At 64.0% G+C, this 16997-nt stretch carries 13 protein-coding genes and 1 pseudogene; 8 read left to right on the top strand and 6 right to left on the bottom strand.

What is annotated here, in order from left to right:
* Positions 1-56: 56 nt before the first annotated feature.
* From AB3X89_RS14425 to AB3X89_RS14415, 3 genes are read right to left on the bottom strand one after another with little or no spacing between them, the layout of a single operon-like run.
* Complete coding sequence (locus tag AB3X89_RS14425; RefSeq protein ID WP_368583893.1) at positions 57-3362, bottom strand: adenylate/guanylate cyclase domain-containing protein; 3306 nt, start codon at positions 3360-3362, stop codon at positions 57-59.
* A gap of 48 nt (positions 3363-3410) precedes the next feature.
* On the bottom strand, positions 3411-4358 hold the full coding sequence (locus AB3X89_RS14420) for a pseudouridine-5'-phosphate glycosidase (protein ID WP_368583892.1): 948 nt from the start codon (positions 4356-4358) through the stop codon (positions 3411-3413).
* Between the two features lie 49 nt (positions 4359-4407).
* Positions 4408-5070: a dihydrofolate reductase family protein gene (locus AB3X89_RS14415; RefSeq protein WP_368583891.1), complete on the bottom strand. Its 663-nt coding sequence runs from the start codon at positions 5068-5070 to the stop codon at positions 4408-4410.
* Positions 5071-5314: 244 nt separating this feature from the next.
* Between AB3X89_RS14415 and AB3X89_RS14410 the strand changes: the two genes are divergently transcribed.
* Positions 5315-5824: a DUF1269 domain-containing protein gene (locus AB3X89_RS14410; RefSeq protein ID WP_368583890.1), complete on the top strand. Its 510-nt coding sequence runs from the start codon at positions 5315-5317 to the stop codon at positions 5822-5824.
* Positions 5825-5954: 130 nt separating this feature from the next.
* Positions 5955-7082: an aminotransferase class V-fold PLP-dependent enzyme gene (locus tag AB3X89_RS14405; RefSeq protein ID WP_368583889.1), complete on the top strand. Its 1128-nt coding sequence runs from the start codon at positions 5955-5957 to the stop codon at positions 7080-7082.
* Between the two features lie 146 nt (positions 7083-7228).
* On the opposite strand, the pseudogene AB3X89_RS14400 reads toward AB3X89_RS14405, so the two are convergent.
* Positions 7229-7474: pseudogene (locus AB3X89_RS14400) on the bottom strand (VOC family protein); the annotation flags it as partial.
* Between the two features lie 408 nt (positions 7475-7882).
* Here AB3X89_RS14400 and AB3X89_RS14395 point away from each other — a divergent pair.
* The 3 genes from AB3X89_RS14395 (at position 7883) to AB3X89_RS14385 (ending at position 10165) form a co-directional block, all read left to right on the top strand.
* The gene (locus AB3X89_RS14395; protein WP_368583888.1) at positions 7883-8221 is read left to right on the top strand and encodes a P-II family nitrogen regulator; all 339 of its coding nucleotides are present in this window, start codon (positions 7883-7885) and stop codon (positions 8219-8221) included.
* 26 nt (positions 8222-8247) lie between these two features.
* Positions 8248-9669, top strand: coding sequence for an ammonium transporter (locus AB3X89_RS14390; protein WP_368583887.1), 1422 nt, complete (start codon positions 8248-8250; stop codon positions 9667-9669).
* 205 nt (positions 9670-9874) lie between these two features.
* Positions 9875-10165 carry a hypothetical protein gene (locus AB3X89_RS14385; RefSeq protein ID WP_368583886.1) on the top strand — a complete coding sequence of 97 codons (291 nt, stop codon included), beginning with the start codon at positions 9875-9877 and terminating at the stop codon, positions 10163-10165.
* Between the two features lie 32 nt (positions 10166-10197).
* On the opposite strand, the gene AB3X89_RS14380 is transcribed toward AB3X89_RS14385, so the two are convergent.
* The gene (locus tag AB3X89_RS14380; protein ID WP_368583885.1) at positions 10198-11739 is read right to left on the bottom strand and encodes a hypothetical protein; all 1542 of its coding nucleotides are present in this window, start codon (positions 11737-11739) and stop codon (positions 10198-10200) included.
* On the opposite strand from AB3X89_RS14380, the gene AB3X89_RS14375 reads away from it, so the two are divergent.
* Positions 11621-11980 carry a hypothetical protein gene (locus AB3X89_RS14375; protein WP_368583884.1) on the top strand — a complete coding sequence of 120 codons (360 nt, stop codon included), beginning with the start codon at positions 11621-11623 and terminating at the stop codon, positions 11978-11980. The genes AB3X89_RS14380 and AB3X89_RS14375 overlap by 119 nt on opposite strands.
* 474 nt (positions 11981-12454) lie before the next feature.
* Here AB3X89_RS14375 and AB3X89_RS14370 read toward each other — a convergent pair whose 3' ends face one another.
* Positions 12455-14449, bottom strand: a complete 1995-nt coding sequence (locus AB3X89_RS14370) for a sigma-54-dependent Fis family transcriptional regulator (RefSeq protein ID WP_368583883.1) — start codon at positions 14447-14449, stop codon at positions 12455-12457.
* Between the two features lie 397 nt (positions 14450-14846).
* Here AB3X89_RS14370 and AB3X89_RS14365 point away from each other — a divergent pair, with 397 nt between their 5' ends.
* Both AB3X89_RS14365 and AB3X89_RS14360 read left to right on the top strand, forming a co-directional pair.
* On the top strand, positions 14847-15902 hold the full coding sequence (locus AB3X89_RS14365) for an ATP-NAD kinase family protein (protein WP_368583882.1): 1056 nt from the start codon (positions 14847-14849) through the stop codon (positions 15900-15902).
* A gap of 79 nt (positions 15903-15981) precedes the next feature.
* Entirely contained in the window at positions 15982-16965 is a 984-nt protein-coding gene (locus tag AB3X89_RS14360) for a thiamine pyrophosphate-dependent dehydrogenase E1 component subunit alpha (RefSeq protein ID WP_013094295.1), read from the top strand.
* Positions 16966-16997 lie beyond the last annotated feature (32 nt).

Here is a 16997-nt window from a genome sequence, read left to right as displayed (position 1 = left end):
AGCCCCAGCAGGAGACACAGGACGAAGAAAGGGCGCCTTTCACACCAGTGGTGAACTCATCGTCCTCGATCCGCCTCGTCCGCGAGCGCAGCGTCGATCGTTTGGAGCGCATAAAGGAAACCCAGGCTGCCGCCCTCCTGCCGTAGCCGCCGCAGTTCCTTCAGCAACACGGGATCGCGCTTGCCGGTTCCATACGGGACGAGCGCCCGTGCGCGCGCCACGAAAAATGCAGAAAACGGCGATGGTTCGCGGCGCGCGTAATCTTCAAGGGCCGCGGCATGATGCGCGGCCGCATTCCAGCGTTCGCGGTCGATGCATGCATCGATCGCATCGCGTCGAAAGAGGAAGTGGTTGTGGCTCACCGCGCCGGCAGCGAGCAAAGCTTCGCCTTCCGCGAGCGCCTGTGCGAAGACCACGGGGTCGTCCGTCGTGCGCGCGAGCACGCCGAGATAAGCCGCGCCCAGGTAGTTCATGCCGGTCTCGCGACTGATCGACAGCGCCGCTTCGATATCGGCGCGCGCTTCGCGCTGACGGCCGGCGACACGATGCATTTCCGCGCTAAATGCGAGCGCTTCACCTTCGAAGCGCCTCGATTTCAGCTCGCGCGCGCACTGTAGCGCAGGAGCCACGTGCTCCCACGCGCGATCCCACTCCGCGCGATCGTGCAGGCAGTGCCATGCCGCGTGATGTGCGACGGCAAGCGCGCGGGGATGACCCACCTTCTGCGCCGCGGCGACGCTGGCGAGGGCGGCGTCGAGGGCGCTCGCGGCTTCGCCGGTAAACCACGTGGTGATGGCCCGCATCGGCAGATTGGCAACCTCGATGCGACCGAAGCCATGGCATTGACAGAGTTCGATGCAACGGCTGAAGGCCTCGTGGGCGCTGATCATCCGTCCGCGCATGTACTCGGCGTCGCCAAGGCCGCCAAGTGCGGCCGCTTCCTGTTCGGGGTCACTGGCGTCGCGCGCGAGGGTCAGGCTGCGTCCGTGTTCACGCACGCAACCGTCGATATCGCCGCGCGGAAAACACAGATTGCCGCGCAGGAAGTGAATGCGCGCCTGTTCGTGCGCAAGGCCTTGGGCGGCTTCGGCGGCATGATCGAGGTCGGCCCATGCACCGTCGAGATCGTCGATGATCCGCTTCACAGTCGCCCGCCCGATCCATGCGCGGCAACGCTCCGCGTCGGACGTCGCGAATTCGAGGGCGGTTTCGAATGCATGGAGCGCCGACTTCATGTCACCCAGGTCATGCAGGACGTTGCCACGCAGACACTCGAGTGCGGCGCGCTCGCTACGTTGATCCGCGAGATCGAGCCCGCGTTCGACAAGCCGCAGCGCGGTTTCATGGTGGTAGCCGGACGCCTGCGCCCGCGCTGCGTCGCAATAGGCGAGCGCTGCCCCGGGGTCTCCCGCGCGATCGAGATGTTCGGCCCGCAGCACGAGGTCGCGCTCGCCGTACCACTGTGCGGCGCGTCGATGCAAATCGCGGCGCCGGCTTTTCAGCAGCCCGTCATAAATGGCGTCGCGAATGAGTGCGTGATGGAAGATGAATCCGCTGCCTTGACGTCGTAACAGCAGACCGATCACGAGCGGTTCCAGCGCAACACCGGCATCGGCGCTAGCGCCGTCGCCATCGACGAGAAAATCGACTGCCTCCTTCTCAAACAACTGGCCGAGCACCGAGGCAGCCTGCAGCACGGTCTTATTGGCCGGATCGAGTCGATCCAGTCGCGCCTGTACGAGGCTTCGCACCGACCCCGGCACGCCTGTCCCTTGACCGTCTTGCGCATCGTTCAGCAACTGCTCGAGAAACAGCGGATTGCCGGCCGCCCGTGCGATGCAGCGTCCCGCCAGATCCGCCTGCGCCCCGGGGAACGATCTGGCCATCGCTTGCGCGTCGCCGGTGCTCAGCGGACCCAGATCGATCAGCGAATACGGCTCGCCGATCGCCGCGCGCCATGGCTCCTCGCTCGAATCGCCGTGCGTTCGCGCGGTCAGCACGAGTACGGCCGGACATTGCGCCATCGTTGCCGACAGCCCGGCGAGGTCGCGGAGCGTCGATTCGTCCGACCAGTGAATATCCTCGACGACCAGTACCCGAGGCCGCTCGCGGCTCGCGCGCTGGACGAGCCGGGTAAGGGCGTTGCGCCGGCCGCGAACGCGCATTTCGTTGTCCATGGCTTCGTAGACCGCCCGGTCCTCGAACCCCATCGGCACATCGACCAGATCTTCGAGAAACAGCGCGTCGCCAGCGTCGATCAAACCGGCATCGAGCGCGTGTTCGACGCCGGTGGCACTCGCATCTCGATCAGTTGAGCCGTCGGGTGCCAACAGGCCGCGCACGAGAGACTGAATTGCGCCACGTCCGGTTGACGCACCGAAGTCGAGCACGAGGCCCGTATGAGAAAGGAATCCTGACTCCCGTGCCGCGCGTTCGAATTCCTCGACCAGCCGTGTTTTGCCGATTCCGGCCTCACCGCGCAGCAGAACGGTACGTCCGGCCCCGGTCTCACGGCACGAATCGAGCACGGTTCGAAACTGTTGCAGCTCACGATGCCGGCCGACCAACGGCCGGCCCGGGCGTGAGCGCAGCAGGCCGGCAATAGACCACGCCGTGACCGCTTCCGCGAAGCCTTTAACCGACAACGCGCCGCGTTCGGCGCAGTCGAGGCGGTCAGCCAGCGGGCGCCGCACGGTTTCCGATATCAGGATCTGCCCGGCCTCGGCCGCATCCGTGAGACGGGAGGCGAGGTTGACCGTGTCGCCGGTGACGGTGTATTCCCGGTGAGTCACGCTGCCGGTGCCGCTTGCGACGACTTCGCCGCCGGCTATGCCGATATGCACGGAGATGGAGCGGCCGAGAGAACGCGATAGGCCGGGCATTCCGTCCCTGATCGCGAGTGCCGCCCGCACGGCGCGTTCGACATCGTTGCCATGCGAGACCGGCGCGCCGAATACGGCCATCACGCAGTCGCCGACATGCTTGTCGACGTGCCCGCCGTGCTGCTCGATGGTGCGGTCAGCCTGCTCGAAGTAGCGTTCGAGCACGGCGAGTACTTCCTCCGCGTCGACTTCACGGCTCATCTGCGTGAAGCCGGCGAGATCGGCGAAAAGGACGGCGACTTGCCGTCGTTCGCCCTTCGCCTCGGCGGGGCTCGCGGCGCTGTGCCGGGGTTCGGTTTGCGCCCGCAATTCAGTCAACGCGGCGAGCAGTTTGCGGCGATGACCTACCGACGCAATACCCAGTTCTTTCAGGTCGTCGGCGGTGAGATTGCGGAGCACGTCGGCGTCGATGGCGTTCTCGCGAAACACCGGTTCATACCGCTCCATTCCGAGGCTGTGCAGCCATACGGCGACGTCCACGAGCCGTCCTGACAGGAAGGTTTCGAATTCGTCAAAGATAGCACGCGGTTACACCGCGCCCGGCCCGCGGTTCGAGCGTGCCAACGCGAGCGCGAGCCTTGCGCCGACCTCGGCATTGTGTTTTACGAGCGCGATGTTTGTCGCCAGGCTGCGCCCGCCTGTCAACGCTTTGATGCGCGCCAGCAGGAAGGGGGTCACCGCCTTACCGGTGATTCCTTGCGCAGCGGCCTCGTCGAGCGCCTGCTGGGTCAGCGCGTCGATCTCTTCGGACGACATCGCTGCCGCTGCCGGCACTGGCGTGCTCAACACCACACCGCCGTCGAGGCCGAGGTCCCACTTGGTGCGGATGAAACGTGCCTGCTCCGCCGCGTCGTCCAGCCTGAAGTCCGCGCGAAAGCCGCTGTCACGCGTGTAGAACGCCGCAAAATTGTCCTGTTCGCAACTGAGCACCGGCACGCCGTGGGTTTCCAGATATTCCAGCGTGAGCCCGATGTCCAGGATGGACTTCGCACCGGCGCAGATCACCGCGACCGAGCTCTTCGCGAGTTCCTGCAGGTCGGCCGAGATGTCGAAGGTCTCCTGTGCACCTCGGTGTACGCCGCCGATGCCTCCGGTGACGAAGACCTCGATGCCGGCCAACGCCGCGCAGATCATCGTGCCAGCCACGGTCGTGGCGCCCAGGCCGCCGCCAGCGAGGACGGCCGGAAGGTCACGGCGGCTGACCTTATGCACGTGGTCGGAATGGCCGATCATTTCCAGTTCGTCGTCTGAAAGACCGATGCGGATTCGACCGCCGATCAGCGCGATCGTCGCCGGTTCGGCGCCCGCGTCACGGATCAAGGCCTCCACTTCGCGCGCGGTGCGAACGTTCTCCGGGTAGGGCATGCCGTGGGCGATGATGGTCGATTCCAGCGCCACGAGCGGGCGGCCGGCGGCCTGCGCAGCGGCGGCAGGCGCGCTCCAGGTCAACCAGGAGCGTGCAAGGTTGGCAACCATGTCGATCCTTTCGGGGGCGATTCATCGAAGTATGCGGGACAAGACCGGGTTAGGTGTCCGTGCGTCCCTGGCGCCTTAAAACGACATGGGCGGCTTTCTCCGACGCTACGAATTCAACGCATTCGTATCCCAGAGCCCGCAAGTCGACCCCTTCGAACAGCGATTCTCCCCGGCCGAGCAGGACCGGCGCGATAGCAATGTGCAGCTCGTCAATGAGGCCCTCGCGGAGATACTGCCGGATCGTCTGCGGCCCACCGCCGATCCGCACGTCCATTCCGGCAGCGGCCTCGCGTGCACGGTCGAGCGCCTCGCGAATGCCCCCTGTGACGAAGTGGAACGTCGTGCCGCCCGCCATCTCGATGGGGGCACGCGGATGATGGGTCAGGACGAAGACCGGGACGTGATACGGCGGACTGTCTCCCCACCAGCCTTTCCAGCTTGTGTCCGGCCATTCCCCACGAATGGGGCCGAACATGTTCCTGCCAAGAATCCAGGCCCCGACATTCTGAAAGCCGCGGGCGGCGAAATCATCGTTAACCCCCGTCGTACCGTTGTCCTTGCCGAACAAGGCTCGCTGGAAAGTGCGGGTTGGGACTAGCCACTGATGCAATTCCGTCCCGCCAATGCCGAGCGGATTGTCGATGTCCTGATTCGGACCTGCGCCGTATCCGTCGAGCGAGATGGTGAAGGCCTGAACGCGAACGCGTGTCATCGTTCCCCTCCGATTGGACGCCTAACGTAATGTGGACTGTGGACCGTAGATCTGCATGATTTGCGGAACTACGCGAAATAGTCTGGCAGCAGATTTATGCTTAACCATACGTGTTCAAGAGAATTTTCTGAATTTGTAGGTTGGCATACAGCAGTGATCATCCGCCCACAGTATCGCCTGCGTCAGGCGTACGATAAACAGCATCGTCCCGTTGGCGGACGCCTTGATTGATGGGAGGATCGAGATGAGACGTCTTTATTTCCTCGCACCCGACACGACGACGGCGAAGGCGATCGTAGACGACTTGCTGCGCTCGCGAATCACATGGCGGCATAGCCATGTTCTCGCGAATCACAGCGTCGCACTCGAAGAGTTACCCGAGGCAACTTTGCTGCAAAGCAGCGATGTCGTGCACTCGCTCGAACGCGGCGTGGCGCTCGGCGGTGCGACCGGAGCGCTCGTTGGCCTCGTGGCGCTGGCGTTTCCTCCCGCGGAGCTCGCCATTGCGGGCGGAGCCGTTGTCGCATTGACGTTGGCGGGTGCCGGCTTCGGGGCCTGGACGGCCGCGATGATCGGCGTCGGCGAACCGAACGCACAACTTGAGCGCTTTCGGGGCGCGATACGTGACGGCCAGCTCCTGATCATGGCCGACGTGCCTGGATCGCGCGAACAGGAGATCGAGCAGATGGTCGCGCAGCATGTACCGAAGGCCGATCTGGAGGGCGCGGAGCCCACGACGCCGATCTTCCCGTAAGAAGCGGCTGAGACGAGGCCATCGGCGTCAGCCGGATGGGTAACAGAGGCGTCCCGGCCGATGCCGTCGCGGGCAGCTTTCGTTAGAATCTGTTTTCGATTCTTTTACTCGTCAATTACTGGAGGCGAACGTGCCAGGTTTACTTCCCGATGTCGACCGCGAGGGACTCCTCGAATATTCGGTCGTGTACACCGACCGATCAATCAATCATATGTCGGAGCTCTTTCAAGGCGTCGTACGCGATATTTCCGCCTCCCTGAAAAAAGTCTACAACGCGAAGTCGACCGTGATCGTCCCCGGCAGCGGGACGTTCGGCATGGAAGCCGTCGCCCGGCAGTTCGCGACGAACAGGAAGTGTCTGGTCATCCGCAATGGCTGGTTCAGTTACCGCTGGTCGCAGATTTTCGACATGGGCGGCATTCCGTCTGAATCGATCGTGTTGAAGGCGCGCCCGGTCGGCGAGGGAAGGCAGGCCGCCTATGCCCCGGCTCCGATCGAAGAAGTGGTCGCTGCGATCAAGGAACACAAGCCGGACCTGGTGTTTGCGCCGCATGTCGAAACCGCATCCGGGGTGATGCTGCCCGATGCCTATATGCGCGCGGTGTCCGACGCCGTGCATGCGGTCGGCGGCATGTTCGTTCTCGATTGCATCGCCTCCGGCACGATCTGGGTGGACATGCAGGCGAGTGGCATCGATGTCCTGATCAGCGCACCGCAAAAAGGATGGAGCGCGTCACCTTGCTGCGCCATGGTCATGCTCAGCCCGCTCGCCCGCGAACGAATCGACGCGACGACCAGCACCAGCTTCGCTTGTGATCTTCGCAAGTGGCTGCAGATCATGGAAGCGTACGAGAACGGCGGGTTCGCGTACCACGCCACGATGCCGACGGACAGTCTCGCGACGCTGCGCGACGTCATGAAGGAAACCGAAGCATATGGCCTCGACAAAGTGAGGGCAGAGCAGCTCGAACTCGGCAAGCGCATTCGCTCACTACTGAGCGACAAAGGCTTCAAAAGCGTCGCGGCCGAAGGTTTTCAGGCTCCGGGCGTCGTGGTCTGCTATACGGACGATGACGGCATACGATCCGGCAGGAAATTCGCCGATGTCGGTTTGCAGATCGCGGCCGGTGTTCCTCTTCAATGTGACGAGCCTGACGACTTCAAAACCTTCCGCGTCGGATTATTCGGCCTGGACAAACTGCATGACGTCGAGGGTTCGGTAGCCAGGTTCGCCAAGGCGCTGGACAGTATTCTCTAGCGCGTTTTTCCAAAGCATGTGCGCATGGCTCTGCCGGAATAGCTATGCGCACTCCAATGCCTGAGCTATAGCTGCGAACGTAGTTGTGGATGATCGGCTCCGCCGCTATACCACTTGCTTTGACCGAGTAGGGGATTTTGTGATTGCTACTGAGTCACTGGATCGTGACAACACACGCAAATCCTGTTTCCCTCTGGGTCGCGGAAATACGCGCCGTAATAGTTCGGGTGATAGTGCGCGCGCAAACCGGGAGGGCCTTTGTAAGAACCTGTGTTTGCCAACGCGGTAGCGTATGCGCTGTCGACTGAACGACGATCAGGCGCAAGCAATGCCACCATCTGGCCGTTTCCGTGTTCCGCTGGGTTGCCATCATATGGCCTGCCGATAAGGAAAGCGGTCGAGCCATACCACAGCCATCCTCGGCCCTTTAGGCGTTCGCGAGTGCGGGCCTGCGACTGGAAACCTGGAAGCTTCGATTAATAAATCTGTAATAGCGAGCGACAGAACCGTGCACGCATGCCCCATCTTGGGCGGACTAAGGAAAGCGCGCTCGCACATGGTGCCTGGGTACATGCCGCATTCGGCGAAGAAGCCTTCTGACGGTCCCGCCACCCAATTCTGCTCCGTTCCTCTCAACATCCATCTGATCGCCGTAAAACCCAACGCGCGGCGCCTCCGATAACTCTCCCGCTCCAATACCGTTCGTGCAAATGGCATGACAGTTGCTTTGAACGTCCCCGCGCGCTGAGCCACGGTCATCGTAGGCCAGCATCGGGATGGGCGATCAACGGAGAGGCAAATTGAAACTAATAACTGCGGTCATCAAGCCATTCAAGCTTGATGAGGCTCGTGAAGCCTTGTCATCGCTTGGCGTCTCTGGAATCACGGTGACGGAGGTCAAGGGCTTTGGGCGTCAGAAGGGCCACACCGAGATGTATCGGGGCGCGGAGTACGTCGTCGATTTCCTGCCGAAAGTGAAGATCGAGGTCGCCGTCCCGGATGACATCGTCGATCAGGCTATCGAAGCGATCGAGCGTGCGGCGCGTACGGGCAAGATTGGTGACGGGAAGATCTTCGTGACGCCGATCGAGCAGGTGATCCGGATCCGCACCGGCGAGACCGGCGCCGACGCCCTATAAAGACATTCGGACAAGAGGAAAGAGAGATGCGCAAACTGTTGATGACTTTGTTGATGGCGGGCTCGTTGCTCGCGGGCGGGCTGAGCCCCGCATTCGCGCAAGACGCGTCGGCACCCGCGGCCGCCTCCGTGCCGGTCGCGCAAGCGTCCGCGGCTCCCGCGGCAGATGCCGCTGCATCGGCGCCGGCCGCGCCCGCCGCGCCGACCGCACCGTTCTCGGTCGATTCGTCGAAGATCAACTCCGGCGACACCGCGTGGATGCTGACCTCCACCGCGCTGGTGCTGTTCATGACGATTCCGGGCCTCGCGCTGTTCTACGGCGGCATGGTCCGCAAGAAGAACGTGCTCGCGACGCTGATGCAAAGCTTCGCGATCACCTGTGTCGTGACGATCGTCTGGACCGTGATCGGCTATAGCATCGCGTTCACGCCGGGCGGCTCGTTCATCGGCGGCTTCTCGCGCGTGTTCATGACGGGCATGAACTACATCAAGGGCGACAAGGCCACGACGCTGACCGTCAGCCATCTCGCGCCGACGATCCCCGAGACGGTCTACTTCGTCTATCAGATGACCTTCGCGATCATCACGCCGGCGCTGATCACCGGTGCGTTCGCGGACCGCATGAAGTTCTCGGCGATGCTGGTGTTCATGACGCTGTGGTCGATCCTCGTCTACTCGCCGATCGCGCACATGGTGTGGGAGCCGAGCGGCTGGCTGGCTAGCGCGGGGATCCTCGACTTCGCGGGCGGCACGGTGGTGCACATCAACGCCGGTATCGCGGGTCTGGTCTGCTGTCTGGTGCTCGGCAAGCGCGTCGGCTACGGCAAGGAGGCGATGGCGCCGCACAACCTGACGCTGACGCTGATCGGTGGCGCGATGCTGTGGGTCGGCTGGTTCGGCTTCAACGCGGGTTCGGCGGTAGCGGCCGACGGCCGTGCCGGCTTCGCGATGTTCGCCACGCAGGTGGCGACCGCCGCGGCGGCGCTCGCATGGATGTTCGCCGAATGGGCGGCCAAGGGTAAGCCGTCGGTGCTCGGTATCGTGTCGGGCGCGGTCGCGGGTCTGGTGGCGGTGACGCCGGCGTCGGGCTTCGTCGGCACGGTCGGTGCGCTCGTGATCGGCATTGTGGCGGGTGTGGTCTGCTTCTGGTCGGCCACGTGGCTCAAGCACAAGCTCGGTTACGACGATTCGCTCGACGCGTTCGGCGTGCACTGCGTGGGCGGGATCGTCGGCGCGATCCTGACGGGCGTGTTCGCGGTCAAGGACATCGGTGGCGCGGACGGTGACGTGCTGCTGCAGCTCAAGGGTGTCGCGACGACGCTGATCTATAGCGGGGTTGTTTCGTTTGTCCTGCTCAAGGTAATCGACGCGGTGATGGGCTTGCGCGTTGCCGAGGAAGAAGAGCGCGAAGGACTGGATCTGGTGCTGCACGGAGAGGCGGTCGAATAACGGTTGCGCCGCGAATGGAGTGGGTACGACGGTCACAGTCGGTCGTGGCCTGGCACTGACAGCGCTCAGGCCACGACCGAAGCCGGAGCCCACTTCGTACTTGAGGCATGCGGGCGTCTGTCCCGTAGGCGCCCGTATTGCCGAAGTTCGGCCAGACGAGCGAGGAGGTCGTAGCGGGTTCGAGCAACCGGATATCCGCCAGCCAATGAAAAAGGATGATCAGCAGCATATTGCGGTACTGGTTGTTCTTATATCCCAAATCGCCTTTCTGGCAATGTTCGCATTCGCTGAGCATGTCGTCAGGCATAACAAATGGATCGCCGCAGGATTTGGTTTCGACCTTCTATTCGGGCTGATTCTCTCGGTCGGTTTTGTCGGGATCTGGCGCGCGCGCTCTATCGATTCAGATTTTCTCGGCCTTCTTCTGGCCAATCCGGTCGAACTGGCTGTCGTTATTGCGACCGCCGGTCAGTTATTGGCCATTCTCCTTGTTTAAGGCGATCGGAAAGTACGTGTCGCGACATACGCTCAGCTATCGACATGGCTCGCGACAAAGCTCGCGAACGCGTTATACGGAAGCGGAAGCGCCGTGCCGTTGATCATCAGGCCGTAAGTGGAGTCCCCGCTATCGAGCTCGTAATACATCGCCGATTGGATGTTCTTCGTCTTTCTCGCCTGATAGTAACTGAGCAGACGCGAGCTGATGTAGTTGGCCCGGTATGCCTCGCTCTTCTCGGGCCCAGTGTTCCATTCCGAGATCATGAAGGGGACGCCATAGCGGGCCTTGCAATAGGTGGGCAAATCGAAGCCCGGGCCGGACCCGTCGGTGCCGATGTCGAAGATGTCGCCGTACACCTCGTAGTTGTGCCACGTAGTCAGGTCCCATCTCACGGTCGGATGGCCGCTCGTGCCATCGGGCTGCTTGCCATCCCACAGAGCGTCGGATGCGCCGGTATCGGCAACACAGAAGTTGACGCCGCACTTAGCGTCCGCCTGCACCGACTTCACTCCGTCGATCATGCCGCGCATCGCACCGCGCATCAGCGGCCAGCTCGCGTTGTTGAAGTCGGCCAGGCTCGTTCCCGCGCTGGTGGAGTCGAGAATGATCCCGTTCGCGCGCGTCAGTTCGTTGCCGCATTCATACATGGTCACGCCGTGGGGTTGCAATGCCGACGCGACCGTCACCGCGCAATTGAAGCCGCGCGTATAGGCCGCCGATTCACTCGTGAACAGGTTGCCGTTACCGTCGTAGATGCCGACGTCGACCAGCACGAAAAGCTTCAAGCCCGCCGGCTGGAATGCTTGCGCCAACGCCAGGACCTTGGCGAGTTGCGGTGCGTAGTCCGTACAGCTGAGCCGGTACGTCGAGCAGCCGAGGGCTTGCATGATCGATACGATATCTGAGGTCGAATACAGGTAGTCGTAATGTCCGTTGATACCGTGAAACGAGCCGGCCGGTGCCGCTGTCGCGATGCGCGGATCGTTGCATGGCAACCATTGATCGGCATCGCCGCATACATAGAACTGACCGCCGGTCGATTGTGCCCAGAACTTGCCGCCGTACCACAGCAGCAGCGCTGCATTCGACATCGTGCCGACGGCACTGCGGTTGCGGTACACGACGCCGTTCACGACGGTCCATATCGAGCCGGCCTTGTCGATCAGATACGTCGCGGGCGGGATCATCGCGCCGTCGGCCGAGGTGCCGCCCAAACGCGGGTCGTTGCACGCGCGCCATGTCGTTCCATTCCATCCGTAAAACTGACCGCCGGTTCCCACGTGATAGATCGCATTCCCGTACCAGAGGATCAACGAGACGTTGTAGGTGTTGCCCGCCGCGACGCCGTTCCGGTAGACAGACCCGCCGACCAGGGTCCACGACGCGTTCTGACTGTCGATGATTACCGTCGCCGGCGGGATCGTCGTGTTCTGCGGCGAAGCGTTCGAAGCGTTGCCGGGCGACCCCAAGTTCGGGTCTGATGCAGAGCCAGAGCTGTCGCCCGAGGTCGAGCCGGACGTATCGGCGGGTCCCGTTCCATTCGATGGCGCCGGCGACGAGCCGTTCGCCACGGTGGTCGCGCTACCTGTCAACGGCGCAATACTCGAGCTGATGGTGCCGGTCGTGCCCGTCGAGGCCGCGATGCCGGAGGTTGCCGTGCCGGTGGAGGGTGCTGCCGCCGTGCCCGACGGACTGGCGGAATTGCCCGTGGGAGAACCGCCGGTATCCTGCGTACCACTACTACCACCACCGCCGCCGCACGCGCTCAATACGACGCTTCCGCCGAACGCAGTAAGACAGCCAAGAAATTGACGTCGTCCAATCATGACAATAGCGCGGGCTGCCGCGAGGCGGCCCACGAGAAAATCTGGAGTGAGATGGGGAGTCCTGCGGGTCGCGAGTGCGTCGCGTGAGCCGTTCAGGACATTTGATGTGCGGTAGTGGATGGTCTTTCGTTGCTGCGACCGATCACTGAGTCCGGCAAGTCGTGGCTGTCTGTCGGCACAAGTTGTGCGTGGGAGCAGGGTGGTGCGGAAATAAAATCTTTTCGCTCGCAATGGATGAACTGCGGAAAGATTTCACTCGCTGGGTGAGGGCGTGGGAATCGGGCGAGGTGTGGGCAACGGCGGACCTGGCTGGCCGCCGCCTTTCGCTACCGGTAGATCGACAGCACTGCCGAGCCGCGTGCGCAGCCCAGTAAGAGAGCGCGTCTCGCTGCGAGTTCCTGCTCCGAACTCAAGCCTTCGAATTCGAGGCCGTGCGTGCAAAGTGCCGCTGTGATGCCGCCTATGCGCGATGCGGCCCGACGATGCCCAGCCGCGCAATGCGCCGGTACAGCGTCGCGCGCGATATGCCCAACGCCTGCGCGGCGGCGTTAGGCCGCCACTGGCAACGCGTGAGCGCCGCGACGATGCGTGCCCGCTCGTCGTCGGCGCTCGCTGGCGACGTGGAGTCCGCCGCGAGAGCCGGTGTCGCAGCGGGCGCGAGTTGCGCGGCGAACTCCGGCGACACGTGCCGCAATTCGACGCGAGCCGAATCGCAGACCGCGCACGCATAGCGCAACACGTTGCGCAACTGCCGGATATTGCCGGGCCACGAGAAAGCGGCAAGACGCTCGGCGAATTGCGGATCGAGCATCAGCACGTGGCTGGCCGCCTGAGCTTCCTCGTTGAACACCGTATCGATCACATCGCGGATGTCGGTGCGCTCGCGCAGCGGCGGTATCCGCAGCGTCGCGCCGCTCAGGCGATAGTAAAGATCTTCGCGGAACGATCCGGCATCGACCATCTGCATCAGATCGCGGTGCGTCGCGCAGATCACGTCGATATCGACGCGCACCGGCGTGTCGCCGCCAAGCGGCACCACTTCGCCCTCGGCGAGCACGCGCAGCAGGCGTGTTTGCAGGCCGAGCGGCATGTCGCCGATCTCATCGAGAAACAGCGTGCCGCCATGCGCGAGCGCGATCTTGCCGCGCGCGCCGCGACTGCGCGCGCCGGTGAACGCGCCAGGCGCATAACCGAATAGCTCGCTCTCGATCAGCGGCTCCGGAATCGCGCCGCAATTCACCGCGACGAACGGCCGCGTGCGCCGCGAACCCGAGTCGTGCACCGCGTGCGCGAACACCTCCTTGCCGACTCCGGTTTCGCCGAGCAGCAGAACCGGCAGCCGCTTGCCGGCGATCCGCAAGGCGACTTCAGCGTTGCGCGCGACTCGTTCGTCCGAGCTGTGCAGAAAGCGGCTCATTGCGCCGATGCTGCTATCGGCGTGCAGATCGCCCGGCCGCGTCGTGACGAGCGGGCGAGCCGCGCGTCTCATCGGCGCGCGAATGCGTGCATACAGCATCGCGCCGGTCGAGCGCAGCCGCAGCGCCACGATCATGTCGGTGCGCGCGACGTCGTGCAGACGGACCTCGGACGTGTCGAATATCTCGTCGATGTGGCGCGGACCGTCGAGGCCCGCGATGCTCTCATGCGCCTTGCGGTTGGCGGCGGCGATGTTGCCGCATTCGTCGAATGCGATCAGCGCTTCGGGTTGCGCTTCGACGAAATGGCGGCTTTGATGGCCGAACAGCACCCAGTGCTGCGCGGTCTGGTTCAGGAAGTAGCCGTCCTCGATCAAACTCGCGCTTTGCCGCACCAGCTGAAACACCAGCCCCTGGCTGTCGCGGTTGTCGGGCGATCGGATCGCCGAGGCGTCGAGCACGCCGATCAATTCGCCGGTCGGCGCGAAGATCGGTGAAGCGCTGCACGTGAGCGTCGTGAAAGCGGCGCGGAAGTGATCGGTCTTGTGCACCGTGATCGGCGCGAGATCGGTGAGCACATTCGCGATGCCACAGGTGCCTTCTTCGCGCTCGGACCAGCATGAGCCGATATGCAGCCCCGCATGCTTGAAATCGTTGCGCCGGTCGCGGTCGATCCGATAGTCGATCGTGACGCCGTGCGCGTCGGACAGCATCACGCAATAGTCGGCGACGCGAATCATTTCGTGCAACCGCGTCAGGCACTGGCCCGACGCGCGCAGAAAGGCTTCCTCCTTGCCCTGGACTTCACGCAGCTCGGCGGACGACAGCACGCGCGGGCCGATCGCGGAGCTGGGGTCGAGCCGGTACTGCTCGTACGAGCGTTGCCACGACGACACGAGGCGCGGCGAATTCGCTGGCGCGGGCAAGCGTCCTTCGATGGCCCCGCGTACGCGATCGACGTGCTGCGTTTGAGAAACATAGGCATGGCCGGCTCCAGGCGAGCGACACCGAGTAGGGCGAGTCCCTGTCTTGTAGCACATCCGGAACGGGCAATCACATTGCGGCGCAGCACTCGAGCCGCGTGAGACGAACGTCTCAGAGGCTGGCGAGACGCTGGTCGCATCGCGCAAACCCTTGTCTGGCGCGGTGCCGCGCAAGCGCCGCGACGTGCGTCGAGCCTTGCTCCGCGTCGCGAAGCGCGCTCGTGAGACACAGTGAACTGCGCGGCGCAGGTCTGATGAAAGCGGCCGCAAGCGCCGATTCTCCGCGTCTGCCTTTTGAACACGGCGCTTCCGGCGCGTGCGCACGGCACGCAAGCAACTGGCCCGACCTTTGCAGTGTCGCTGGCAGACGAAAGCAAACGCGACAGCAAGCGCAAAAGCGAGCGCGCTTCACCCAGCAAGTCCGCTTCGCAACTCGCGCACAGGAGACAAGCCAGTGTTATCCCCCATCACCGTCGGCGTGATCGCGAACCCGGCATCGGGCCGTGATATTCGACGCCTCACCACCCACGCTTCGGTGTTTCCGACCGCCGAGAAAGCGAACATGGTCGTGCGCCTGCTCGCGGGCCTCGGCATGCTCGGTGTCGCTCGCGTGCTGACCTTGCGCGACCGCACCGGTGTCGCCGCCCTGGTGCTGCGTGCGCTCGAAACCCATGCGGCCGTGGCCGAGCCGCAGCCCTGGCCGAAGGTCGAATTCCTCGAACTGCCGATCACGGACAGCGCGGCGGACACCCACGCGGGTGTCGCGCGAATGGTCGGCTCGGGTGTCGATCTGATCGCGGTGCTCGGCGGCGACGGCACGCATCGCGCGGTGGCCGCGCATTGCGGCGACGTGCCGCTGCTCACGCTATCGACGGGCACCAACAACGCATTTCCAGAAATGCGCGAAGCGACGGTGGCGGGCCTCGCGGGCGCGCTCGCCGCTTCCGGGCTCGTGCCGCCCGAGGTCGCGCTGACGCGCAACAAGCGTCTCGTGGTCCGCTGTGTCGCGGGCCCGAACAAGGGACGCGAGGAAATCGCGCTGGTCGATGTGTGCGTGAGCCGGCAGCGTTTCGTCGGTGCGCGGGCAGTCTGCGAGCCGGCGGATCTCGAAGCGCTGTTTCTGACGTTCGCGGCGCCGGATGGCATCGGCCTGTCGTCGATCGGCGGCGCGTGGGCGCCGGTCGAGCGCGGCGCGCCGTACGGGCTGCATCTGACGTTCGCGCGCGCGGGCGAATCCGGCGTGCCGATCTTCGCGCCGCTCGCACCGGGCCGTGTCGACCAGGTGACGATGCGCACCTGCGAGCGCTTCGAAGCGGGCTGCTGGACGCCGCTGCATACCGAACGAGGAACGCTCGCCTTCGACGGCGAGCGCGAGATCGAGCTCGAACGCGACGACCGCTACGAGATCGCGCTCGACTGGGCGGGACCGCTCACGGTCGATGTCGGCCGCACGCTGCGCTTTTGCGCGTCGCGGCAGTTGATGCGCGAAGCAGCGGCGCGTCGGAGGTAATCAAAGGAGGAAGCGAACGCTGGAAGCAAAGCCGGCTGAAGTAGCAGTGACCATCGAGATCATTCCAAGGAGACACACCATGTCTGTTTCGACGCAGTTGAGCAAGGAAAAGCTGCTGGAAGCGTACCGGATGATGCGCACGATCCGCGAGTTCGAGGAGCGTCTGCACGTCGAATTCGCGACCGGCGAGATACCCGGCTTCGTGCATCTGTATGCCGGCGAGGAGGCGTCGGCGGTCGGCACGATGATGCATCTGAACGACGCGGATTACGTTGCGACCACCCACCGCGGTCATGGCCACTGCATCGCGAAGGGCGTCGACGTGCGCGGCATGATGGCGGAAATCTACGGCCGCAGCACTGGCGTGTGCCGTGGCAAAGGCGGCTCGATGCATATCGCCGATCTGTCGAAAGGGATGCTCGGCGCGAACGGGATCGTCGGCGCGGGCGGTCCGCTCGTGTGCGGCGCCGCGCTCGCCGCGAAGCTAAAGAAGACCGGCGGCGTCGGCGTGTGCTTCTTTGGCGACGGTGCGTCGAACCAGGGCGTGATCTTCGAATCGATGAATCTGGCGTCCGTCTGGCGCCTGCCGGCGATTTTCGTCGCGGAGAACAACGGCTATGCGGAGGCAACCTCGTCGACGTGGTCGGTCGCGGCCGACAACATCGCCGACCGCGCGAGCGGCTTTGGAATGCCCGGCGTGATCGTCGACGGCTTCGATTTCTTCGCGGTGCACGAGGCGCTCGGCGCCGCGATCGAGCGGGCGCGCGGCGGCGGTGGCCCGACGCTCGTCGAAGTCAAGCTGTCCCGCTATTTCGGTCACTTCGAAGGCGATGCGCAAACCTATCGCGCACCTGGTGAGGTGCAGAAGCTGCGCGACGAAAAAGACTGCCTGAAGCGCTTCGAGGAGCGCGTGGTTCGCGCCGAAATGCTCAGCGCCGACGAATTGCGCGGCGTCGATGCCGAGGTGAAGCAGTTGATCGACGGCGCGGTGACGGAAGCGAAGGCCGCGCCTCTGCCGACCGCCGCTGACCTGCTGACCGACGTCTACGTGTCCTATCCGTAATCCACAGCGCGAACCATTCAATCAGGAGACAG

The organism is Paraburkholderia sp. BR14320 (assembly GCF_040948665.1).
Taxonomy (GTDB): Bacteria; Pseudomonadota; Gammaproteobacteria; order Burkholderiales; family Burkholderiaceae; genus Paraburkholderia; species Paraburkholderia youngii.
Note: the sequence above shows the minus strand (reverse complement) of the source record. Positions and strands in the feature narration are given on the sequence as shown.

Coding starts and splice junctions, on each gene's coding strand:
- AB3X89_RS14390 (WP_368583887.1), top strand. CDS start 8,248: ATGCGCAAACTGTTGATGACTTTGTTGATGGCGGGCTCGTTGCTCGCG.
- AB3X89_RS14415 (WP_368583891.1), bottom strand. CDS start 5,070: ATGACACGCGTTCGCGTTCAGGCCTTCACCATCTCGCTCGACGGATAC.
- AB3X89_RS14360 (WP_013094295.1), top strand. CDS start 15,982: ATGTCTGTTTCGACGCAGTTGAGCAAGGAAAAGCTGCTGGAAGCGTAC.
- AB3X89_RS14420 (WP_368583892.1), bottom strand. CDS start 4,358: ATGGTTGCCAACCTTGCACGCTCCTGGTTGACCTGGAGCGCGCCTGCC.
- AB3X89_RS14385 (WP_368583886.1), top strand. CDS start 9,875: ATGAAAAAGGATGATCAGCAGCATATTGCGGTACTGGTTGTTCTTATA.
- AB3X89_RS14370 (WP_368583883.1), bottom strand. CDS start 14,449: ATGTGCTACAAGACAGGGACTCGCCCTACTCGGTGTCGCTCGCCTGGA.
- AB3X89_RS14410 (WP_368583890.1), top strand. CDS start 5,315: ATGAGACGTCTTTATTTCCTCGCACCCGACACGACGACGGCGAAGGCG.